This window comes from Vibrio spartinae (assembly GCF_024347135.1).
GTDB lineage: Bacteria > Pseudomonadota > Gammaproteobacteria > Enterobacterales > Vibrionaceae > Vibrio > Vibrio spartinae.
Window position 1 is genome coordinate 195603 of record NZ_AP024908.1, and the last position, 23196, is coordinate 218798.

The 23196-nt window shown below is 42.0% G+C and carries 24 protein-coding genes and 2 pseudogenes; 14 read left to right on the plus strand and 12 right to left on the minus strand.

Going from position 1 to position 23196, the window contains the following annotated elements:
• Positions 1-282 precede the first annotated feature (282 nt).
• Together OCU60_RS18655 and OCU60_RS18660 are read left to right on the plus strand one after the other, a co-directional pair.
• On the plus strand, positions 283-483 hold the full coding sequence (locus OCU60_RS18655; RefSeq protein WP_074375242.1) for a chromosome partitioning protein ParA: 201 nt from the start codon (positions 283-285) through the stop codon (positions 481-483).
• Positions 484-625: 142 nt separating this feature from the next.
• Positions 626-1837 (plus strand): amino acid aminotransferase, encoded by a 1212-nt coding sequence (locus OCU60_RS18660; RefSeq protein WP_074375243.1) that lies wholly within the window; start codon positions 626-628, stop codon positions 1835-1837.
• A 30-nt stretch (positions 1838-1867) separates the two neighbouring features.
• Here OCU60_RS18660 and OCU60_RS18665 read toward each other — a convergent pair whose 3' ends face one another.
• Positions 1868-2530, minus strand: a complete 663-nt coding sequence (locus tag OCU60_RS18665) for a DsbA family oxidoreductase (RefSeq protein WP_074375244.1) — start codon at positions 2528-2530, stop codon at positions 1868-1870.
• A gap of 90 nt (positions 2531-2620) precedes the next feature.
• Between OCU60_RS18665 and OCU60_RS18670 the strand changes: the two genes are divergently transcribed.
• From OCU60_RS18670 to OCU60_RS18680, 3 genes are all read left to right on the plus strand, one after another.
• Positions 2621-2752, plus strand: coding sequence for a hypothetical protein (locus OCU60_RS18670; RefSeq protein ID WP_261854756.1), 132 nt, complete (start codon positions 2621-2623; stop codon positions 2750-2752).
• Between the two features lie 338 nt (positions 2753-3090).
• A complete protein-coding gene (gene pepT, locus OCU60_RS18675; RefSeq protein ID WP_074375278.1) occupies positions 3091-4323 on the plus strand; it encodes a peptidase T in 1233 nt (410 codons plus the stop codon).
• A 289-nt stretch (positions 4324-4612) separates the two neighbouring features.
• Positions 4613-5467 carry a mechanosensitive ion channel family protein gene (locus OCU60_RS18680; RefSeq protein ID WP_074375245.1) on the plus strand — a complete coding sequence of 285 codons (855 nt, stop codon included), beginning with the start codon at positions 4613-4615 and terminating at the stop codon, positions 5465-5467.
• Between the two features lie 26 nt (positions 5468-5493).
• On the opposite strand, the gene norR is transcribed toward OCU60_RS18680, so the two are convergent.
• Together norR and OCU60_RS18690 are read right to left on the minus strand one after the other, a co-directional pair.
• Positions 5494-7092, minus strand: a complete 1599-nt coding sequence (gene norR, locus OCU60_RS18685) for a nitric oxide reductase transcriptional regulator NorR (protein WP_074375246.1) — start codon at positions 7090-7092, stop codon at positions 5494-5496.
• Between the two features lie 239 nt (positions 7093-7331).
• A complete protein-coding gene (locus OCU60_RS18690; protein WP_074375247.1) occupies positions 7332-7541 on the minus strand; it encodes a cold-shock protein in 210 nt (69 codons plus the stop codon).
• A gap of 379 nt (positions 7542-7920) precedes the next feature.
• Here OCU60_RS18690 and OCU60_RS18695 point away from each other — a divergent pair, with 379 nt between their 5' ends.
• The 5 genes from OCU60_RS18695 (at position 7921) to OCU60_RS18715 (ending at position 11621) form a co-directional block, all read left to right on the plus strand.
• Positions 7921-8136, plus strand: a complete 216-nt coding sequence (locus tag OCU60_RS18695; RefSeq protein WP_074375248.1) for an alternative ribosome-rescue factor A — start codon at positions 7921-7923, stop codon at positions 8134-8136.
• 164 nt (positions 8137-8300) lie between these two features.
• Positions 8301-8540, plus strand: a complete 240-nt coding sequence (locus OCU60_RS18700; protein WP_074375249.1) for a hypothetical protein — start codon at positions 8301-8303, stop codon at positions 8538-8540.
• A gap of 126 nt (positions 8541-8666) precedes the next feature.
• Positions 8667-9671, plus strand: coding sequence for a response regulator (locus tag OCU60_RS18705; protein ID WP_074375250.1), 1005 nt, complete (start codon positions 8667-8669; stop codon positions 9669-9671).
• A gap of 2 nt (positions 9672-9673) precedes the next feature.
• Positions 9674-10114, plus strand: coding sequence for a PAS domain-containing protein (locus OCU60_RS18710; RefSeq protein WP_074375251.1), 441 nt, complete (start codon positions 9674-9676; stop codon positions 10112-10114).
• Positions 10115-10145: 31 nt separating this feature from the next.
• Positions 10146-11621 (plus strand): bifunctional ADP-dependent NAD(P)H-hydrate dehydratase/NAD(P)H-hydrate epimerase, encoded by a 1476-nt coding sequence (locus OCU60_RS18715; RefSeq protein ID WP_074375252.1) that lies wholly within the window; start codon positions 10146-10148, stop codon positions 11619-11621.
• Between the two features lie 87 nt (positions 11622-11708).
• On the opposite strand, the gene OCU60_RS18720 is transcribed toward OCU60_RS18715, so the two are convergent.
• Entirely contained in the window at positions 11709-12278 is a 570-nt protein-coding gene (locus tag OCU60_RS18720) for an outer membrane beta-barrel protein (protein ID WP_074375253.1), read from the minus strand.
• Positions 12279-12784: 506 nt separating this feature from the next.
• Here OCU60_RS18720 and OCU60_RS18725 point away from each other — a divergent pair.
• Complete coding sequence (locus OCU60_RS18725; RefSeq protein ID WP_074375254.1) at positions 12785-13831, plus strand: GMP reductase; 1047 nt, start codon at positions 12785-12787, stop codon at positions 13829-13831.
• Positions 13832-14024: 193 nt separating this feature from the next.
• The gene (locus tag OCU60_RS18730) at positions 14025-14693 is read left to right on the plus strand and encodes an amino acid adenylation (RefSeq protein WP_074375255.1); all 669 of its coding nucleotides are present in this window, start codon (positions 14025-14027) and stop codon (positions 14691-14693) included.
• A gap of 136 nt (positions 14694-14829) precedes the next feature.
• Here the strand turns inward: OCU60_RS18730 and OCU60_RS18735 are convergent, their stop codons facing one another.
• On the minus strand, positions 14830-15219 hold the full coding sequence (locus tag OCU60_RS18735) for a helix-turn-helix domain-containing protein (RefSeq protein WP_074375256.1): 390 nt from the start codon (positions 15217-15219) through the stop codon (positions 14830-14832).
• A gap of 95 nt (positions 15220-15314) precedes the next feature.
• Between OCU60_RS18735 and OCU60_RS18740 the strand changes: the two genes are divergently transcribed.
• The gene (locus OCU60_RS18740) at positions 15315-15815 is read left to right on the plus strand and encodes a DUF2938 domain-containing protein (RefSeq protein WP_074375257.1); all 501 of its coding nucleotides are present in this window, start codon (positions 15315-15317) and stop codon (positions 15813-15815) included.
• Between the two features lie 279 nt (positions 15816-16094).
• Here the strand turns inward: OCU60_RS18740 and OCU60_RS18745 are convergent.
• Together OCU60_RS18745 and OCU60_RS18750 are read right to left on the minus strand one after the other, a co-directional pair.
• Positions 16095-16211, minus strand: a pseudogene (locus OCU60_RS18745) (IS5/IS1182 family transposase); the annotation flags it as partial.
• 27 nt (positions 16212-16238) lie between these two features.
• A pseudogene (locus OCU60_RS18750) lies at positions 16239-16358 on the minus strand (IS5/IS1182 family transposase); the annotation flags it as partial.
• Between OCU60_RS18750 and OCU60_RS18755 the strand changes: the two are divergent.
• Entirely contained in the window at positions 16357-16500 is a 144-nt protein-coding gene (locus OCU60_RS18755; RefSeq protein ID WP_370738708.1) for a PhzF family phenazine biosynthesis protein, read from the plus strand. The pseudogene OCU60_RS18750 and the gene OCU60_RS18755 sit on opposite strands and share 2 nt — an antisense overlap.
• A 17-nt stretch (positions 16501-16517) precedes the next feature.
• On the opposite strand, the gene OCU60_RS18760 is transcribed toward OCU60_RS18755, so the two are convergent.
• Genes OCU60_RS18760 through OCU60_RS18780 form a run of 5 tightly spaced genes read right to left on the minus strand, consistent with a single transcriptional unit; the run spans position 16518 to position 23195 of the window.
• A complete protein-coding gene (locus OCU60_RS18760) occupies positions 16518-17102 on the minus strand; it encodes a cysteine hydrolase family protein (protein WP_074375259.1) in 585 nt (194 codons plus the stop codon).
• A gap of 14 nt (positions 17103-17116) precedes the next feature.
• The gene (locus tag OCU60_RS18765) at positions 17117-18976 is read right to left on the minus strand and encodes an FAD/NAD(P)-binding protein (protein ID WP_074375260.1); all 1860 of its coding nucleotides are present in this window, start codon (positions 18974-18976) and stop codon (positions 17117-17119) included.
• Positions 18973-20181 (minus strand): pyridoxal phosphate-dependent aminotransferase, encoded by a 1209-nt coding sequence (locus tag OCU60_RS18770; protein WP_074375261.1) that lies wholly within the window; start codon positions 20179-20181, stop codon positions 18973-18975. The genes OCU60_RS18765 and OCU60_RS18770 overlap by 4 nt, the downstream gene beginning before the upstream one ends.
• Positions 20182-20199: 18 nt before the next feature.
• Complete coding sequence (locus OCU60_RS18775) at positions 20200-21207, minus strand: Fe(II)-2OG oxygenase family protein (RefSeq protein WP_074375262.1); 1008 nt, start codon at positions 21205-21207, stop codon at positions 20200-20202.
• Positions 21208-21266: 59 nt separating this feature from the next.
• Positions 21267-23195, minus strand: a complete 1929-nt coding sequence (locus OCU60_RS18780; RefSeq protein WP_074375263.1) for an aconitase family protein — start codon at positions 23193-23195, stop codon at positions 21267-21269.
• Position 23196: the final 1 nt, after the last annotated feature.

Consider the following 23196-nt stretch of genomic DNA (forward strand, 5'->3'; position numbering starts at 1 on the left):
TGAAGGGACCGTTGTTGAAGGGACAGACACATGTCGGTCGTTCGTTGCAATGGATCAGGTCTGAGAGATCGGAGCAACCGTGATACCTATGTCATGTGATAACTATGTCACATGATAACCATGTCACGTGATAATCATGTCACTGCTGAGAGTACACCGGCAGTGCGGTTGCTGAGAATCGGATTGTGCGGTGTGCATCGTATCAGCGCGCGGCTGGAGCATTTATCGAGAGCAGTGTACACTCGCAAAAGTGAGCCTGTGACAGACAATAAGAGGTAATGTATGAACGATTTTGAACAAGAACTCGCTGCGTTGGCAGAACAAGATGGCGGTCAGAAAGAAGCCACGCTGCCTTCTTTGGATGAACAGAAAGCCATTGTGGCAAAGCTGAAAGAATTAGAAGCGAAAGGGGAACTGACGCCCGAAGTATTAGAAGAATATTTCGGTCAGTATGCCGCTGATGCCGGGGTTCCGATTCATTAGATGAACGGCCTCTTGATTGAACAGGTTGCTTAATCGGTTCAATCATGACGTTAAAAATACCAACATGATTAAAAATCACAGACAGAGCCGATCATTCATCAAGTCTGACTGTCCGTTTTATTGCCAATACAGGAGAAGTGACGTGTTTCATCATATTACCCCTTATGCGGGGGATCCAATTCTGTCCCTTATGGAAGCGTTTATAGCGGATAGTCGCCCTGATAAAGTGAACTTAAGTATTGGTCTTTATTATGATGAAGCAGGTCAGATCCCTACTTTACCGAGTGTCCGTCTGGCAGAACAGGCATGGTTCTCAGCGGACAAAGAGCCTTGTATTTATTTGCCGATGGAAGGGATTGCCGATTATCGGCAAGCGGTTCAAACCTTAGTCTTTGGTGCGGAACATCCGGTGGTCAATGAAAAGAGAGTTGCCACTATCCAGACTTTGGGTGGCTCGGGCGCACTGATGATTGGTGCTGATTTCTTGCATCATTATTTTCCTGAATCAAAAGTATGGGTGAGTAATCCGACTTGGGAAAATCATCATGCAATTTTTGAAGGGGCAGGTTTTGCCGTCGATCGCTACCCGTATTTTCATCCTGAAACGCGGATGCTGGATTTCAGCGGTATGCTTGAGACATTATCACAATTGCCGGCGAAGGATATTGTCCTGTTACATCCCTGTTGCCACAATCCGACTGGGGTTGATTTGACACCGGAACAGTGGGATCAGGTGATCGATATCCTTGAATCGCGCCAGTTGATTCCGTTTTTCGATATGGCTTATCAGGGGTTTGGTGAAGATCCGGCTCAGGATGCCTATGTCATGAGAGCTTTGGCTGAACGGACATTGGTTGCATTTTTTGTCAGTAACTCATTTTCAAAGATCTTTTCTCTGTACGGTGAGCGGGTCGGTGGGTTGTCTGTGGTTTGTCATGACGCGCAAGAAACGGTGAATGTGTTGGGGCAATTGAAAGCCACGGTTCGACGTAACTATTCAAGCCCGGCGAAACATGGTGCGGTACTGGTATCCCGGGTGCTCAACGACCCTGAGTTAAATACGCAGTGGCTCGCAGAAGTGAGCACCATGCGTGAACGGATCGCAACGATGCGTCAGCAGCTACACCAGCATTTACAGGTATTGTGTCCGGAGCAGGATTTTGATTTTCTGATTCAGCAGAAAGGGATGTTCAGTTATACCGGCTTTTCTGTCGAGAGTGTGCACGCATTGCGGCAACAGCATGGTATCTATCTGATTGATAGCGGACGGATGTGTCTGGCTGGATTGAATGCGCATAATCTTGAGCGAGTCGCACAGGCATTTGCTGCTGTGGCAGAGAATCGCGAAAAATAAGAGCACTTCACCATGAGCGCGGGTCAGCGTTTAATGGAATGACGGGAGCGTATCTGCCAAACCGTCTAATGTTTCGTGGAGCTCAGCGATCGGCTGAGCGCCATTCAGCAAAATATGTTGTTCGATAATCATCGCCGGGACCGCCTGTATGCCGGCTTCTAACCACTGTTTTTCCGTTTGTACCACCGCAGATGACCACCCCGGATCAGTGAGTACCCGCCGACAGTCTCTGCGATCTAACCCCTGAGCGACTGCGATATCGAGGAGTGTGTCAGTATCATCCATGACTCTCCCTTCCTGAAAATAAGCTAGAAAGAGAGCTTTCTGAAATGGTGTCTGTTGTTGACTGCGAGCGGCCCACATCATTAGCTGATGAGCTTTGCGTGTATTATAAATGCGCATGTCCGCGGTAAACTGAAAATCAATCCCCAACGCATTGCCAAACTCAGTGATCCTTTGTTGGCTCAGTTGTCGCTGTTGTGCGGTCATTTGATATTTTGTTTGGAGATGCTGATTGAGTATTTCACCGCCCGCAGACAGGGTCGGGTTGAGCTCAAAAGGATGCCAGTGGATCTCAGGCTGAAGATGTTTATCCACGCGGAGTTGTTCGAGAACTTTCTCCAATCGTGTATAACCAATGAAGCACCAAGGACAGACCAGATCCGATAAAATATCGATACGCAGTTTCTTCATTGAGAGTCTCCAGAATCCTACCGATAGCTTTTAGTATACCGATGGTTCTGTATTCAAATCGAGCCGCCAGCTTAACAAGATGATATGAAAATGATGCAAAAAAGTGATCGTCATGTAATTTTCAAGGACATCGGTGTCAGCGATAGTGTTTTGTTTTCAGAAAATGTAACCGAAAAGGCTAAAGAAAAATACCTCTCGGGCGATAAGCAACGAGAGGCATAAATGGCGCATTTATATATGTTAAGCGAAGGGAACTTTGAGTTCCTTTAAATCTAGTTGACGATTGCTTTTTCGGCAAATTTATTTGTTATGTTTTTGTGTTTTTCTATATAACTCACTGTTATTCATAGATAATTATAACCATGATTTGACCGGGATAATTATACCAAATTGAATCGATAGTTTGATTTAGATTGGGTATTCACGATATTGATGAAGCTGAATGCGTAAAAACTGATTTACAACAACATCTTGCTGGACGGAGCGCCCTAGTATAAAAGCCGCCATATTTGATGGCAACACTGTGGGGTGTTCATTTTTCAACCAGTGAGAGTTATGTTATGGAAAGTCTGATAGATCGCTTTCTGCATTATGTGTCATTTGATACACAATCCAACCCATACCGGAACTGCTGTCCAAGCACGACCGGGCAAAAAAAATTAGCACAGGCAATATATGATGAATTGCAAGCACTTGGGCTTAGTGATGTAACACTCGATGCTCATGGCTATGTCATGGCTAAATTGCCGGCAAATGTTGACGGTGAGATACCATCGATCGGATTTGTTGCACACCTGGATACATCTCCGGATGCTTCAGGTAAAAAAGTCGTGCCTCAGATTGTGGAAAACTATCAGGGGGGAGATATTGCATTGGGGCGGGGAGATGAAGTGTTGTCTCCGATTCAATACCAAGAATTACACCAACTGCATGGGTACAATCTCATCACCACCGATGGGAATACGCTGTTGGGCGCTGATGATAAGGCAGGTGTAGCCGAGATCGTCACAGCCATGAAAGTATTGCTGGAACATCCGGATATCCCTCATGGTGAGATTTGTATTGCCTTTACGCCGGATGAAGAAATCGGCCGTGGGGCTGATCTGTTCGATGTTGAAAAATTCGGGGCTCAGTGGGCCTATACGGTTGATGGCGGACCCGTTGGTGATTTGGAGTATGAGAACTTTAATGCTGCAACAGCGCATGTCACTTGTTATGGTGTTTCGGTTCATACCGGAACCGCAAAAGGCAAGCTGGTCAATGCCATGAATATTGCGGCTCAATTCCAGATGATGATTCCCACCGATGAGACACCGGAGAATACCGAAGGATATGAAGGTTTTTACCATTTATCCTCCGCGAATATGGGTATTGCCCGGAGTGAGTTGACCTATCTACTGCGAGATTTTGACCAGCAAGGACTAGCGCGCAGAAAAGTGCAGATGAAAGATTGGGTCGGTACACTCAACCATCAATTACATCGCGGTCGGGTTGAACTCGAGATTACGGATGGTTATGCCAATATGAAGCAAGTGATTGCGTCCAATCTACATATTATTGAGATTGCCAAAGATGCAATGAGCGATTTGGGGATTGAGCCGCAAATCAAACCAATCCGGGGCGGTACGGATGGTGCACAGCTTTCTTTCAAAGGCTTACCGTGCCCGAATTTATTTACCGGTGGTTATAATTTTCACGGCATCCATGAATTTGTGACGATTGAAGGCATGGAACAGGCGGTGAAAGTTATTGTGAAAATAGCGGAAAAAACCGCGCGGACTTACCGTGGATAAGTCGCTCTCAACGCACAGTATCATGATGATTTGTTGACCCTTTGGGATGCCTTCGTCTTTTAAGGTGTGTCAGTTGTTTAGGGTTTATTACTCTACATTATGAAAAAACTCAGATAAACTTGCAGTCATTATATATACCCCAATTATCGATAAGATTGAGCCATCTGCACATCGGTTGTATGGATTGCTTCAGACCCGAGTCTTGTTCTTATCGATAATGGGGATGCGCATACAGAGTCTTTAAAAAGATCAATTCTGTTTTTGTGATGTTTGGTTGTGAGAGAGATGCATGGATTACTTAAACAACGTGCTAGATTATCTGCTGTTCCATAAGCTACTGTTTAGTGTCATTATCGTCGGTTTTATTTTAATTATCCGCCGCAGTGCACTTGCTCTGATTCGGGGTGATGGTGCGTTTATTACCGAAAAACAGCGCAAGTGGATGTCTCAGACCAAAAATGGTACGTTTGCCGCGCTGTTGATTATCGGGTTCTTCTTGTGGAAAGAAGAGATCAATGAGTTTGCCTTGTCTGTGACTGCCATTGCGGTTGCGATTGTTGTGGCATCAAAAGAGATCATTTTATGTTTTACCGGTTCGATTCAACGGGCAAGCTCTCGCTCTTTTCGTATCGGTGACTGGATTGAAGTCGGTTCGTTATGTGGTGAAGTGATTGAACACAATATGATGGCGACGGTTATTCAAGAGATCGATTTGGGTGGGGGGCTTTACCATTACACCGGCAAAACCGCAACGCTGCCCAATAGTATGTTTTTTACCTACCCGGTGAAAAACCTGAACTTCATGAAGCGCTATGTGTTTCATAATTTTGAAATTGTGGTACGTGATTTTGTGAACTTATATACCTTGTTTCCCCAATTTCGCAAGCGAATCGAAGTCCATTTTGAGCATTTTATTGAAGTCGCGCGTCGTTATAATCAGATGATTGAGAAACATGCCGGGGTGGATTTGCCGGGGGCGGAGCCGATGATTCACATTAGCAGCACCGCGACCGGTGAACAGAAAGTCCATGTAATGATTTTTTGCCCGACTGAGCGGGCTCACGAGCTTGAACAGTTGATTCGGGCTGATTTCATGAGCCTCTACGATGAACAATTTTCCAATCAAGCCGAACCCACTCAGTAACACGATGTATCTGATATCGCCTGATATTACATCTCCAGTTTGTGCGTTTTCCTGACCTGAATCCCTAACCGCTTTGCTAACCGGGTCAAATTGGCCCGGTCCGTTTGGAGTAATCTGCTGGCTTGAGCCCAGTTATAATCTGACTGAACTAACGCTTCTTTCACCAGCTGCCGCTGAAAATCATCGGTTGCCTGTCTGAGTCCGCCACTCATAGCAATGGGAGCGGATGCGGTCACTTCAGGATTGTCCTGCATCTCAGGCGTATTGATAGGCAAACTGTCTAAAACACCGACATCCGTTAATGTAATTGTGGTCAGTGTTTGCTGAGGTTGACGGGCTCTGGCCTTCAACGTCGCTCGATTGATCACATGCTCCATTTCCCGGACATTCCCCGGCCAGTTATATTGAATCAAGTAATCGAGCACATCTTGTGCCAGTTTTAGATGACTTATGCCAAGCTTTCTTCTGGCTTGTTCAAGAAAGTAACCCGCCAGCAGACTGACATCACCTTTGCGTTCTCGGAGCGGAGGGACATGAATCGGATAAACACTGAGACGGTGGTATAAATCTGCCCGAAAGCGACCGGCTTCCACTTCTTGTTTTAAATCACGATTTGTTGCCGCAAGCACTCGGACATCAATGTGCTGCACACGATCCTGACCGACGGGCTGAATCTCATTATTTTGTAATGCTCTAAGCAATTTGCTCTGAGCGGCAAGCGGAAGCTCGCCAATTTCGTCAAGAAAAAGAGTCCCTTCGTGGGCCAGTGCAAATTTGCCGAGTCGGTTTCTGTCGGCACCGGTAAATGCGCCTTTAATGTGACCGAACAACTCGCTTTCAATGAGGTTTTCCGGAATTGCTGCACAGTTGACATAAACCAACGGTTGTCGCTTTCTGGCTGACAGGTGGTGTATCCGTCTGGCCACCAGCTCTTTGCCGACACCGGTTTCACCGAAAATCAGGATATTAAAATCGGATGAAGCGACGACGTCTATCTCATCATGCATTGATTGCATCACACGACTGGTGCCGATGATGTCACTGCGATCTCTTTCCCAGCCTTCTTCATTCAGTTCTTGCAACCGCTGTTGTGTCTGACGGGCTTGTGTTTCTAACTGAGAAAAAGTCAGCGCCATTTTCAGCGTTGATGCAGCAATCGCTGAAAGCACTTCCAAATGGCGTGCCGGGATATGCGTAAACACCCCGGTTTTCAAACTGTCTAAAGTCAGTACACCGAGTAACTTTTCGTCGAAAATCAGCGGTAATCCCATGCAAGAATGAATCGGAACATTACCGTCGTGGTGCAACAGCAACCCATCGAATGGATCGGGAAGTGAACAGTCGGCATCAAACCTGACTGCCTGATGAGCACTGCAAATTTGCTGGAAACGAGGATGCTCTTCAATCATAAAGCGTCGTCCGAGCGTGTCTTTGGTCAAGCCTTGCATCGCCAAAGGAATTAGCGTATCACCTTGGCGGGACATCAGGGCGACACAATCACAGGGGATGACCTTGCGGATCGTTTCCAGTAGGCGGTTGAATCGATTTTCATCGTTGAGACCACTGGCAAGATCGATAGTCATTTCTGCGAGCGTTGACAGGGTTGTAATCGAAAAATTTTGCATAAGATGAAGGCAGTTTTTTATCTATTCTAATTGCTAAATGAGTGGATGAGAAGAGCGAGCCCCGTGAACGGTGAAAGTATGGGTTGTGCTAAGCGAAGAAGACGTTGACTGAGGCGGAATTGAATGACAATCTCATCGCGAGATGTGTGCTGAACGGCTTGAAACCAAAATGTCGAGACAAAAAATTAGCCAGCATACAACGCTGGCTATTTTCTAAATATTCTTGCCTATATGTTTAATTATAGGACTTTAATGTTTTCAGCTTGAGGGCCTTTTTGTCCTTGCGAAATGACAAACTCAACAGCTTGACCTTCAGCTAGGGTACGGAAACCGTCACCTTGAATCGCGCTGAAGTGAGCAAAAACATCGGGACCATTCTCTTGTTGGATGAAACCAAAACCTTTAGTTTCGTTGAACCACTTTACAGTGCCAGTCACTGTGTTAGACATAATATATTCCTGGTAAATCAAAGTAAAACTAAGCCGATACCGGCCATTCTAGCGTGGAAAAGTAGATTGCTATTGCGTACAGAACGACCGGGAATTACAAAAATCCAACAAGACGTTATGGTAAACAAAGAACTGCTTCCTAGCCTTATGTGAGTGTAGAGTAATCTTGAGGCTTGTCAATCAAATATTACGGTTAAACGTCAATGACCCTGATTTTTTTGATCGCTTTAGATTTTACTGAGATTTTCTTTTCATTGTTACATCATTATTTTTAATGAAATCATAAAAAACATTTTTTTACTTCTAACGAATTGACATGTCAATACAATGGCTCACAATACGTTGCTTTTTTATTCACCACCATAAGAGAAGTTTTCAAATGAAAAGAGAAAAGAGAAATCAGATTGCCAATCCGTCTGATGATGTTGAGATTCAACGTGGCACGATTACAGATAATGCGCTGAAAGCGTTGGTTACTAGCCCGGTGTTTAAGATGCGAGTCGAAAAACCGAAGAAAGGGAAGGGAAGCTTCCAACGTAAAGCAAAGCATCAGGTACGGGAGCCCTATTCAAAAGTTGCATTATGTTGCTTTTGAATAGGGTTTCTTCATCACTGTTGGTTGACAGTGCATGGTTAATTCTTTCAATAGACTATATTTCAATAGGCTATAGTTGAAAAAAGGGCAGTGTGGAGGACACGAAACATTGCTCCTGTTTCTGTCGTATTTCACTACCCTTCACATCCGACAAGGGGTTCAACATGGTTGTGACACTCTTTTGGCTGGAAAAATCGATGCTGACACTGGGAATCATTCTGATTGTCATGAGTATGATTCGTTACGGTAAAAGAAGTCAGGATTGGCGAGGCGTTGCTACAATGTTCTTTAAACGTATTCCAATGACGATTGAAGAATATCGTCGTTATCGTTTTGGCGTGGCATTGGTCGTGTTCGCAGTACTACTGCGGATTGTCACTCTGACATTATGGCCGACAGTATAAGTTGTACCATCAGGTCACAAAATGCATAAAAATTTGTCTGTTCTTGAGCACTTTATCGCTTTGTGTCTATAGATGTTGAATTCCCGTATACACTTTTAATAATGAAAGAAAAAGGTAAGGCCGATTATGGCGTTTTCAGTATTAATATGTGATGACTCTGCGTTGGCAAGAAAGCAAATTGCGAGATCATTACCAGCCTTCCTGAATGCCGATGTGCATTTTGCTGTTCACGGCTTAGATGCGTTGGAGCAGCTCAAACAACAGTCGTTTCAGTTGATGTTTTTAGATCTGACCATGCCGGAACTGGATGGTTTCGACACTTTGGAAGCGATGCAAAAGGCGGCTAACCAAACACCGGTGATCGTTGTTTCCGGTGATATTCAGCCCAAAGCGCAAGAACGTGTTCTCGGCCTGGGAGCCAAAGCGTTTATCCAAAAACCGATTGCAACGGATGCGCTGAAAAACGTGCTCAGTGAGCTCGTCGAACCGCCAACGCAACCGACGGTTATCACTCCGGGAAAGGTCGAGTATCCGATCCTGAAGCGGCGTGACATTTATATGGAAGTTGCCAATGTGTCTATCGGGCGGGCTGCGGATGCCTTAGCGCGCTATTTTGATGTATTTGTCGAATTGCCGCTGCCGAATGTCAATATCTTTGAAGTCAGTGAACTGCATATGGCACTGCGGGATCTGGTCGATAATGATCAGGTTTCTGGGGTTTGTCAGGGATTCAGTGGGGAAGGCATTGCCGGTGAAGCATTGGTGCTTTTAAGTGATTCCAGTGTCTCTGAACTGAAGCGATTAATGAATATCCCGGCTGAAAGTGATGATCTCGAAGAGCTTGAACTTCTGATGGATGTGTCCAACATTTTGGTGGGCTCTTTCCTCAACGGTCTTGGTGAACAGGCAGAAATTCGTTTTTTCCAAAGCTCTCCCGTATTACTCGGGCAACATATTCCGATTGAATCCGTGATTCGTTCTACAGCGGGTTCGTTCCAGAAAACGATGACCTTTGAGGTCAGCTATAACATTGAAGGCACGGCTATTCGTTGTGATCTGCTCTTTATGTTTGTCGATGAGTCGCTCCCGCTCTTGGATAATAAACTGGCCTACCTGATGGAGGATATTTAGTCATGAGTCTGCCTGCTGAATTTGAACAGTTCCACTGGATGGTGGATATGGTTCAAAACGTTGATCTCGGACTGATCGTGATTGATAAAAACTATGAAATTCAGGTCTGGAACGGTTTTATGACCCACCATAGTGGCAAACAGCCACACGAAGTGATTGGTCGTCCGTTGTTTGAGGTTTTTCCTGAAATTCCACCAGATTGGTTCAAATTAAAAACGAAACCAGTTTACCATCTTGGTTGTCGTAGTTTTATCACTTGGCAACAACGGCCCTATTTATTCAAATGCCGTAATGTTCGTCCCGTGACGCAACAGTGCGATTTTATGTATCAGAATGTGACTCTTAACCCAATGAGAACACCAACTGGTGAGGTCAATTCGGTTTTTCTGTCGATTCAGGATGCAACCGCAGAGGCGCTGATAGCCCAGCGATGTGAGTGTTAGATTCCCAATTCAAAAGATAAAGAATTCTCCCATGACGATGACGAATGTTTTTTATTCAACCCAACAGGTCCGTATTGGTGAATGCAAAGCGGCGAGTGCCAAAGGGCTGGAAATGTACAGTCTGATGGAACGTGCCGGACAGGCGGTTTTCGCGATTGGGATGGCACAATATCCCAGTTCTGAGCACTGGCTCATCTGTTGTGGTGGTGGTAACAATGGTGGTGATGGCTATATTGTTGCGAGCTTGGCGAAGTCGATCGGATTGTATGTGACGGTCTGGCAAGTCGGTGATCCCGAGATGCTGACCGGTGATGCACGGATGGCCTACGAACATTGGCAAAACCATGGGGGGAATGTCTCAGAACCTCAAGATCGCGTCCCGGATAGTGTCGATGTGGTGATTGATGCCTTACTCGGCACGGGGCTGAGTGGTATGGTTCGGCCGGGAATGCTTTCATTAATTGAAACACTCAATCAAAGTATGAAGCCTGTGATTGCCGTTGATATTCCCTCCGGTTTGTGTGGGGATACCGGTTGTGTTCTTGGCGGCGCGATCGTTGCAAAACATACCGTCAGTTTCATTGGTTTAAAACAGGGGTTAGTGACCGGAAAGGCACGGGAGTATGTCGGAGAACTGCATTTTGCCGGTTTGGGGGTAGAAGATGCTTTCAATCAACAGAATCACCCGGCGGTCACGGCGATTCACACCAAAATGCCGGGTCAGATGTTACCAAAGCGGTTTGCCACTTCACATAAAGGAACGCATGGCAAAGCATTGCTTATTGGCGGCAATGACGGTATGGGTGGTGCCATTATCTTGGCCGCGATGGCGGCAGCCAGATGCGGTGCCGGAATGACCGCAGTCTTATGTCATCCACATAATGTGACGCCTTTATTGATGAGCGCCCCGGAAGTGATGAGTGCTTGCTGGGACAAAGCGCAGGCGATTGAACGCCGACTACAATGGTGTGATGTACTGACCGTTGGGCCGGGGCTGGGACGAGATGAAACCTCTTTTGCCATTTATCAAGCCGTCCAGAATGTTGAAAAACCCAAAGTAGTTGATGCCGATGGTCTGTATTTTTTGATGCAGCAACCAAATCAAGATCCGTTGCGGGTGATCACGCCACATCCGGGCGAAGCCGCACAATTGTTGCAAGTTTCAGTCGAAGAAATTGAAGCGGATCGGTATGCCAGTGTGCAGGCACTGCATCGTCAGTATGGTGGTGTGGTTGTTCTGAAAGGCGCAGGGACCTTGGTGTATGACGGCAAGCAGATCTCAGTCTGTATGGCCGGAAATCCCGGTATGGCGAGCGCGGGTATGGGCGATGTTCTGGCGGGGGTGATTACATCACTGATCGCGCAGGGGCTACCTTTGGTTGATGCCACTCAACTGGGGGTTCTCATTCACAGTATGGCGGCGGATCAAAACTCAGAATCGTATGGTGAGCGGGGACTGCTTGCCAGTGATTTACTCCCTCATTTACGTCAATTAGTGAACCACTGAATTACCTATTGATTCAAAATATCGTCTCATCAAATAAAACGATCGTCATGATCTCACTGTCATACCTAACGATGGTGACGATCGTTGTCAGAAGCGGTAATGGGTTCCCAGCAGGAATACCGGGTTGGTGACAGCATCTTGTTCTTGTTCCTGATAAGAAATCTCAAAATTCAGCTCTAATCCTGATGTGATCCCTGATGGAATGGTTGCCCCAAGCGCGAAATAAGGCGAAATGTTTTTTGCTTCGATACCAGGCAGTGAGGTCTTCGTTGCCGGATCATTCCCCGCTCTTGTTAAACTCAGCCCGCCTTTCGCATATATCCAAGCGATATCGTAAACGGTGTGCTGAATGACTGCACCGCCAAAAATTTCTTGATAATACAAAGTCGGTTGATGAGGAAACTGTGACGACAATGAGGCCATTGGGTCCGGTTGATCCGAATTTTGGGCATAGCCTAAATCAAAACCAATGGTTGATGTCAGATTATAGTTATAGCCGTATTGTGTGACCCAAGCGTCTTCCGAACCCGTGTGTTTGGATTTCGTGATGCCGGCGCTTTGATAAAAATAGTTCGCATCCGGCCCGGCAATCGCTTGAACAGGTATCATACTGAGTAAAAGTAACACTGCAATGGTCAGAGAAATGGTCGATTCCATCCTGCACTCCATGCGATCTCTGAGGTGATTTTATTGATGTTTATTTTTGTGAGGCGGTTATGAGAAAGTCAAAGAGGGAGAAAACCTGCCAGCGTTTTTTAACTGTAGCAAACTTGAATGTCAGATGCTGCGCCGATGATGGAATTTTGTAGGTTTTTACGTAGAGCGCACAAAAGTAAATGTGAATGATGTAATGGTTGGTTTGCGCTGAGCATAGCCAACGAAAGGTGCGGGTGAAACTGGGGATAAATCATTGATTATAGAAATAAAACAGTTGCTGTTTTTACGGTTTTACAGGTATGCAATCTCTCGGATGGTAGCATAAAAAAAAGTACAATATCAGTCTTGCAGGAAATAAAGTGATGCCTATAATGTTGAAAACCGGAGCGTCTGCCAACGCTCCGGTTTTTTTGTGTCCGATAACGAAAGAGACTGGCGTCTGCCAACGTCAAAATCCTCGCACTGCGACATTGAAGCACAAGGTGAATCAATTAAGGAAAAAATAAATGCGTATCGAACAAGAATTAAAATTGGGCTTTAAGGATGTACTGTTTCGGCCGAAACGTTCTACCCTGAAAAGTCGTTCCCAAGTTAATTTAACCCGCGAGTTTACCTTCAAGCATAGTGGGCGTCAATGGCGTGGTGTGCCCGTCATTGCTGCTAATATGGACTCTGTCGGTAGTTTCGGCATGGCTGAGGCTTTGGCGAAATATGATGTGATCACCGCGATCCACAAGCACTATTCGCTACAAGAGTGGCAAACGTTCGTGCAGGCAGCCGATGCTGAGACACGCAAGCATGTCATGGTTTCCACTGGCACATCCGATGCCGATTTTACCAAAATGCAAGCCACGCTCGCTTTGAGTGAAGACTTGATGTTTGTGTGCATCGATATTGCCAACGGCTATTCGGAGCATTTGGTCGAGTTTGTGGCAAGAGTTCGCAGTGCCTTACCTGATAAGGTGATCGTCGCCGGAAACGTGGTTACCGGTGATATGACCGAAGAACTGATTCTTGCCGGTGCAGATATTGTTAAAGTTGGGATTGGCCCCGGTTCGGTCTGTACCACCCGGGTCAAAACCGGTGTCGGCTATCCGCAATTGTCCGCCATTATTGAATGTGCTGATGCTGCCCACGGTTTAGGTGGTCAAATCATCGGTGACGGTGGCTGTACCTGCCCCGGAGATGTCTCAAAAGCGTTTGGTGGCGGTGCTGATTTCGTCATGCTCGGCGGGATGTTGGCCGGACATCATGAATCCGGTGGCGATATTGTGGTGCAAGACGGGGAAAGTTATGTGCAGTTTTACGGTATGTCTTCCAAGAGTGCGATGGATAAATATGCCGGTGGCGTCGCGCAGTACCGAGCCGCTGAAGGCAAAACCGTGTTACTCCCTTACCGGGGCAGTGTCGAAGACACCATTCAGGATATTCTCGGTGGCGTCCGTTCAACCTGTACCTACGTCGGTGCCGCCAACCTGAAAGAACTCACCAAACGCACAACATTTATTCGGGTTCAGGAACAAGAGAATAATATGTTTGGCAAGGAGTCGTAAGCGGAATCATTTACAACCTGTTGAAGTAATTATAATTTGATATTGCCTCTTTACGCTCTATATTTTCGTCAATATACGACATAGGGGAAAGAGGCAAATTATAATGGATAGTATCTTGATTCCATCTTTTGACGTTGTTGAGGTTTTTAATGACGCCTTCATTGTTTCGATCTCAGGTTAAGCGCTTATTTCTATGCAATTACAACTCAGCGCCAGTAATGCGCTAAACAAATGGCTTAAAGCCGATTTACCACGGTTACCGCATGAGCCGGGTCAGCAAGTCGGAGTCAACAAACTGAGCTCCGACCATAATCTCATGAGTTGGCAGGTGCACCTGATCGATAACTACTATCGATCGGCGGAGAAAACCCTGATCGTCTGTGAAGCTAACAGTCGTTTTACCTATTTTATTCCGCTGAATCGAGGATTACTCACTCCCGATGAACTGAGTGAACGGTTAACAATTGAGTGGCAATTTGCCTTTGTCGAAGCTCTGGAAACACACGGTTTGGTTAGCTGTTATGACATTGCTAGGATGCTGTCAGCGTTAAATGACATGGCGTTCAAACCGCACTGGATAAAAAATACCGATCTCAGTATTAACGGCCACATCTCGGATGCGGCACAGTGGGTGACTCAAACATTAGAAGACCGAAACCTCGACCGCTTAAGCCAACCACTGGCGTTTGAGATCGCCACTTACATCAATTCCCAAACCAAAAGCATCAAAGTGAACCACCAGAAACAGCGCTTTGTTCCCATCGAGCGACTGCTCGCTTATGTTCAAGAAATCACGCTACCAAACGCCACAAGCAATGATCAAAGTGACGCCATGAGTAACGTCATTCCGTTGAGACGCTAGTCGCACTTTCAAGAGAATCACTCAAATTACACCGATGGCCGAGATGAACAAACGGTTGTCGTGATTGATGGTGGCTTTCAAACCGACACACCTTTGCCCGAAGGTGTGTCTCATCAAATATTTCCCTCTCCAAGTCTCAAGACAAATAACGCTTCACTGATTTCATTAGTTTTTGAAATGATGAGCAGTCTAAATGCGATGACTGCGGGCAAGTTGCCACATGCTTAAGGCTATCTCGCACAATTTTCAGGCGTTTGATCTGAATATCAATTTCTACCGCTTTTTGCATGAGCAAATTCCGGTCAATCGCCAAATCATCCGCAGTGTCAAACATTGTGGAGATTTCATTGAGTGATAATCCGGCCATCCGTCCGAGTGAAATAATATTCAATTGATTTAAAACTTTCGGGGCATATTGTCGCCTCAATCCTTTCCTGCCATTGGACCGGATCAGTCCGATTTTTTCGTAATATCTTAGCGTTGAGGGGGTTAATCCCGATTCTCGAGACACGTCAGCAATATCCATAAAATACCCTATTGACTTAAAGTCAACTTTAAGTTGTATGGTGTCTGCCAATATAACAAGCCTTAATAAAAGTACAACGTGTGAGGAGCATGAGAATGGAAACGTCAATGGGGTTACAAGTGATATTAGTTGGCATCGGTGCCACGTTCATCATGGATGTCTGGGGTTGGTTACAAAAAAATATATTTAATAGTCCACCACTGAATTATGCACTGATCGCTCGTTGGCTGGCATTCATGCCTAAAGGACAGTTGGTACATCGACCCATTATGGCGACGCCATCGATTCGGGGAGAAAAGCCGCTAGGTTGGGTGCTGCATTACTTGATAGGGATTGTTTTTGCATTGACTCATGTTTTCATTTGGGGAGAAGCATGGCTGGCTGAGCCGAGTGTGATTCCTGCGATATTCACTGGCATTGTCACGCTGGTATTCCCTTTTTGCATCATTCAGCCTTGTCTTGGTTTCGGGGTCGCTGCCAGTCAAACCCCAAGGCCTTGGAAAGCACGGTGGTTAAGTTTCTTAGCACACAGTGCTTATGGTATCGGCTTATTCGGGAGCGCTTTAAGTCTTCACATATGTAGCGTAATCCTGTGATTGAATCAATGCCGATAACTCAAACACCGCAGACTTGCTTCGTTTGCTATCGGTTGGGCGAGCCGCATTTTCACTTGCAGGCCTTTTCTTCAACTCAGCTTGTTTCAGCATATACTCTCCGACTAAAACCGTCACAATCACGCCACTCAACACCGGTGCGCTGTAACGCCAGTTGACACTGAAATCAATGAGCTCAGGGAACATGAACAGGACCAATGCTTGTACAATCACCAGATAACAGACGGTGGTCAGGGTGGACTGTACAAGCATATTTCCGGGGATTTTGAAGGCGCGTGGTGTTGCCAAGTCGCTGAACCAACGAGGTCTACCGCGCTCGTTCTGCTTACTTTGCTTCCACTCGTTTATCGCTTCTTCATCAATCAAGAAGGACAGAGTGCACCAAATATTCACTTTCGCCATAATGAGGTCTGTAGCATCAATGGCTAGGTGCTGTATTGCGCCTCTGTTTTTTGCCTTAAATGAGACCTTAACTTGCTTAGCTCTTCGACTGATACTGGTGTAGTGTGGGCAGATGAAGGGGATGCATGTGTTTGAACTGTGTGAGGGAAATAGTGGATTAACCGCAAGCTGCCGAAACTTTGCGCCTTTATTTGATATTCCCGAAGAATCAACAACGGGAAGTGCGAATGGTGCCCTTGCATGTTATATCGTGGCTAATAAATAACCACGATTTGTGCATTATTAACTAAGTTTAAATATCAATTCATCCACATTATATACTTTCGCCGTACTTGTTATGATATTTAAAGCTGACGCATCTTTTTCTTTGCAAATAGAACATACCGCATCTTCTAAAACTATGACATCATAATCTTCATCGTGAGCGTTAAGTGCCGTTGCTAGAACAACAAATTCAGTGGATACGCCACATAGTATCAAAGTATCAACATTTAATTTTCTAAGTATTAGTGACAGGTTAGTTTGATAAAATGGATTAACTCTATTTTTATTAACAACTAATTCACCCTCCTTAGGTTTCAATTCTTTAACTATTTCTGTTGACCATGTATCAAAATTTAAAATGCTATTATCCCTAACCATTTTAAATACTTCAGAACCCGTAGGACATGTAATGTAATTATTATCAAAACCAACTTTAACATGAATGATTGGTATGTTTATTTCTCTTGAAAAATTTAAAATTCTTTCAGCATTTTTAATTATATTTTTTTCTTTAGCTTCGTCAGCATATCCTAATTCTCCAAATTTTCCATCTTTATGGATTATTTCATTTAAAAAATCCAACATTAATAGAGCACATTTCATGCATAAATTCCTTTTTAAGTTAATTGGTCAATAATATCTGTAGAAATTGCTTCTGCATCTTGAATAAAATCTGTCCAGAATCCTGGACGACTACTACCTGCAGACATAAACCAACGCGTATGTTCGCAGGGAATACCTAAGAGATATAAGTTCTTAGCAGGTTTTCCATTCACATCAATTGGATGGTATGGTGCAGTAGTAATAGATATACCGTCAGTGACCAATTCTTTATCGTAATCTCTAATAACAAAAGGAGACAATATGTTATTCTTCTTCATGTTATTTAATAAAATAGATGTTTCTCTCTGAAAATTATTACTTGGCAATCGCGAATCGATTAAAGTTGAAACGTATATATCGCTATTTTCTACTTCATGTGAGCATAATTTGAAAAGTGATTTTTCCTCATCAGCTTTAATTGAAATATTTGGACCAACAATAGTTAATATTCCCTTTTTAATTAGAGCCATAATTTGTTCTGTACGGAATCTTGGTGGCCCTGCAGAAAGCAACATGCTGATTGGAGAATATTTTTGACGAAAATCTAAATAATATGAATCAGGAGTGAGCTGGCCAAAATCAACTACTGCTCTAACTTGTGGTCTAATATCTCTTAGGGTATCCAATGCAGCTTTAAGTGGATCGTCGATATTACCATTACATGCATGATTATAATCATTTTCTAAAACATCGTATAAATTATTGGTAAAATCATCTATAGATGTAAATTTCTTTCCATCAAATGGATGTGATAATTTAAATAAATCTAATTTTGGTATATCAGCACCAAAATTAATTGCAATATCTGGTATGGAAATTAATTCATCATCTTTTAAATTGCGTAATACACTGATGAATTCTTTTTCAGCAACTAAACCATATGTATTTCTTATATATGTAGCGTAATATATTAAATTTAGTTCACCCATAATTAAAGGCATGATCTCATCATTAAATGATACCTTTTTATTTTTTGTTAAATTTACAATTTTTTCATTAGTAAAGAATAATGGATTATAGATATGATTTGGGTCTTTTTGATTTTTACCTCTTCCTGGTATAGGTAAACTACTTCTAGATCCAGCAAATATTTTTGGTTCTCTACCACTTGGTACATAGTTTAAACAATTGTTCTGATCATAAACAAATTTACCTCCACGGCCTTCTGTAAATTCCATTACAATGTCTAAAAAGGACAAACCGAGACCAATTACGCCAACTTGCTCATTATATTTGATTTTATCAAGATTCATATCTGCTACGGAGTCACCAGGAATCCATGTACAGTTAGTGTGTTCATTTACAAAACTTTGATAAGAATCTTCTGTTTGTGTTGGTTGATTGTGACTATGTCCAGTTGCAATAACTACACGGTCCACTGATAGAGTTTTAGAATTTGAGTCAATTAACTTAACCTCATTTGTTTCGAGAACCATATCAACTATTTCTCTTTCTTCTTGAATTAAATGATGATTAGGATGTAAATGATTCTTAATAGAATGGAGTACGAATTTCATATACTCACCATATAAATACCGAGGAGCATAAATATTTTCTCCTTTGTATTCTTTTTCACCTGAACCTGATGGATGAAAATGTTTCCACCAAGTTGCAAGAGATGGTCCTGAACCAGGTTTAGCATTTAATACATCACCTAGACCAGAAAATGCGGAAACTTCATCGGCAACAGTATTCATTATAAAAGAATGACACTGATTTTCTTTCCATATTCTTCCAGTATCTAAATCTGATTTATCGAGATAATAGATATCAACTAGTTTATCTTGAAATGAGGATAATTTAAAAGATAAGCGTTCCAGTACCGATAAACCTCTCGGACCGTTTCCAATAATGGCAATTTTATACGAATTCATACAATTTCCACTTTATTTAAATATTCAAGTTGTAATCGTTCAATTGATTTATTAATACGATTAGCTGCTACTTCTAATTGCTCCATTGAACTAGAAAAAGATAATCTAATATAACTATCCCCTTGTGGACAAAAAGCGATACCTGGTGTTACAGCGACACCCGCATTTTCTAGAAACCAATTTGCAACTTGGGTACCATTACCAATATTTAGTCCTGAAATATCGGCATAAATGTAAAGTGCACTATCCGGCATTAGACAGGTAATACCATCAATTTTTGATAGATTTTTATAGAGAAAATTACGTCTTTTTTGATACTCTAAAACCATATCTATTTGGCAGTTTTGATCACCTATTAGCGCCATTAAACCACCAGACTGGACAAAGGACCCTGCACACCCGACTGAGTGTTGTTGTACTTTAAGCATTTCATTTATTATGGGGGCATGAGCGCAGACGTATCCTAGTCTCCAACCAGTCATTGCCCAAGCTTTTGAAAACCCATTAATTGTTATTGTACGTTCCTTCATCTGTGGCATAGATGCAAGACTTGTGTGAGTATTGCCATCAAAAATCACTTTTTCATAAATTTCATCCATGATTACAAAGATATCGTGATCTATAGAAAACTGCCTTAGCATCTCTAGTTCTGATTTATTTAGTATTCTTCCTGTAGGATTGTTTGGATTATTAATTAAAATAGCTTTCGTTTTACTAGTTACTTTTTCTTCGAGTAAAGATCTTGATAGTTCGAAGTTATAACTATTATGCATTGGTACTAATACAGGTGTTGCATTTGCTAGCTCAGCCATGGCTTTATAACTGACCCAGCTAGGAGTTGGTATAATAATCTCATCTCCCGGATCTAATATTGTCATAAGAGTAATGTATAATGCATGTTTGGCTGATGGTGTAATTATTAAATTTTCATCAGGAAAGCTTTCTATTTTTTTTGAGTTAGTCAAATAGTTAGAAACAGCCTTTAATAAGCTAGGATTACCACGGCTTGGAGTATAATGCGTATTTCCATCATGTAATGAAGTTATAGCAAAACTAGTTATATGTTTTGGTGTTTTAAAGCTAGGCTCACCACCACCTAAATCGATAATATCTTTACCTTGACTTTTTAATTCCCTGACTTTATCTAAAATAGAATATGTAGGTGATAGAGAAACATTTTTCACTCTTTGTGATACTTTAAGCATTCTGGATATCCTTATCGTTTAATCGTCTACTAATCCACGGAAATTATTTTTCCAATATGAAGAAAATTTATCTGCAGTTTCATCGTTTCGGAATGCATAAGTTTTTAGTAACCATCTAGTTGCAGCTTTTTCTGCATCACTGATATCGATACGTTCTCTTGAATGCAAACCATCCTGATTTGCAAAACAAAATAAATCACCAGTGAGAATTCTATGACGGAATTTAGTTGTTTTAGGTAAGGATTGCATGAATGCTATGAAGGCATCTTTTGCAATCTGTGGAGCGTCAGGTGAAACATTCGTCAAAGTTTCGATATAGCGAATGCTGCTCTCATTCTCGATAATAGGATGATCAAATGATTCAATCTGATTTTTATTCGATTCTTGGGAAAAAATATCGAATTTTGTTTTAAACCAAGGCTTTCTAAGAATTTCCTGTTCAGAATCAGTAAGATTTTTAAGAATATCTATACCGTCCATGTATCCGGTGTAGATTAATTCGTCTTCAGGAGAAATCATTCCTAGCAACGATACGTAGTCGGCACGAACTTCATGTGCGGTTCGATCATTATGATATACTAATTCGCTATCGCTATACCCCGTCAGCTTTCCACTATATTTTTTAATTGCAATAACATCCGTGAAAAATGATCCTTTATTACGGCTACCGTATGCAAGAAGAGGAGTTTTAGTAATAACTGAGAAGGTTTCTAATAGTGCCTCTCCGACAAAAGTGTTCTTTTTGGTAAATTTGTCATTAACTGGATCTTCAGGATCAAGATCAGGAAGATTATCATCTATTGGACAATTGCGAATAGTATGTATATTAGATATTTTATTCTTTCTTTCTTCTCGTATCTGTTCACATACTTTTCTAAAAAAGTGAGGGACTTTATCTTCTAAGTATAATTTTTCAATATTTCTATGAAAATTAACATAATCTTTGTATGGATTAATTTCAATTGATGATAAGAAATTTTTTAGCTCTGAATTTTCATTTTCTGACAATACATATATAGGTTTCATGATAATCCTTATTATTAATATTATCTCTATTTAATTTGGTATAGTTTATAGTTTATTGTTTATTGATGTTTATTTTTGAGATCTTTAAATGAAATGATGTATCCTGCGATAGCACTAGAAACTACAGTTTCTGGATTTGACAACCAAACTTTCCCAGGTCCCGATCGTCCAGGAAAATTACGATTAATTGCACTAATGGTAACTTGATTCGATGATGTAGAAGATCCTGGACCACAGTTAGCACAAGCTCCACAACCTGGCATAAGAAGAATAACATTCATCTTGTTGAAAGTACTTAGATACCCGCGTTCAGAACAATATCTATAGACGTCCATAGTTCCAAATTGCAAATAAAGTTTTGTATTATTTGATATACTAAGTCCATTAGAATCGGCCCACTTGAGCACTTGAAAATATGAGTCAAAATCACTTCGTTTTCCTGCTGTACAAGAACCTCCATATGCTATATCAACTTCTACTTTCTTATTCAATTTACTTATCTGAATTCCGTTTCCAGGATCACCTGGCTCTGCGAGCATTGGTTCTATATCATCGCAGCAAATGTTAATAATTTTACTATATTGGGCATCGATATCGCTCTTCATCCAGTTTTGAATTTCAAAGTTGACGCCTCTTCTTTCTTTTAAAAATGCTACTGTTTTTTCGTCTGGAGCAACTAAGCCTGAGACACCACCTAATTCTGCAACCATATTGGTTAATGTGGTTCGTTCATCAATGTTTAGTTCTTCTACTACGCTTCCACAGAATTCAAAGATCTTTCCTATTCCGTCTCCACGTTTAATTTCTTCTTTTGATAAAAGTGCTAATATTAAGTCTTTTGCACTACATTCTGTCGATAGGGTCCCACTAAATTCAACCTTAATTGATGTTGGTATATGAGGTAGTCTAAATAACCCAGTAACCATACTATTTGATAACTCGGTACTACCAACACCTATCGCTAGACATCCTAGTGCTCCGCAATGCGGTGTGTGAGAGTCTGTGCCAATAATTAGTTGTCCTGGCAAAGCGTAATTCTCTGCCATTATTGCATGAGATATTCCTTCTGAACCATCTGTATCACTATTATATTTATGAGATTTTAAATTCCATTGATTCGTGAATTTTCTGTGTTCATTAACTAAATTTTTTAGATCTGGAATCAAATTTTCCTTTATATGCTCCTGGCTTTGAGACATATAAGGAAGGTGATCCTCAAATGTAATTATTGACTCTGGTTCAAATAATTTTAGTTCTTCTCCATAGGTTTCATTAAGCATGAATCCACACATTGCTGTATAATATTCATGTATAAATCTCCAGTCTGAGGAAAGATACCATTCATTATTGTTAGATAATTTAACTGAAAAATAATGCTTTTCAATGATTTTTTCAGACAAAGTTTTAGGTTTGTCAATCTGATTTATCGAAATTATGTCTTTTTTATGATTATTAGTTAAATTTTTCTTCCAATATGGGAGAAGGCCACCAGATTTAATAATGTTTTGAGTTTCAATGTTTCTCTCTGCTATAATTTCATTTAAATCTATTGGTTTATTATTCAATATATCATCTATTAAATTCAAATTAGTAGATGTTATTAATCCTATATTATCAGCATTTTGTCTATAAATACGTTCAAAGCTTTCTGCTATGATTAGTTTAACGCCTGATGCCTTTTCTGCTAAAGGACTATGTTCTCTGGACGAACCTTTACCATAACGTTTACCTGCTATGACGACATTGATATCGGAATTTATGATATCTCCTTTTTTGATAGGATTAGTTTGCCGGCATTCCAATCCTGTCCAGACAAAATTACCAAGTCTATTATCATAAAAAGCTAATGCTGGTATTGGAGTGATTTCATCAGTTGAAATGTTATCTCTAAGATCTCTTAGAATATTTAGAGGTACTGTTTCACCTGATAATTGTTTTTTTATAGCATTTGGGTCATTAGTTAAAAATAATGGATTTGCAATTAGCATA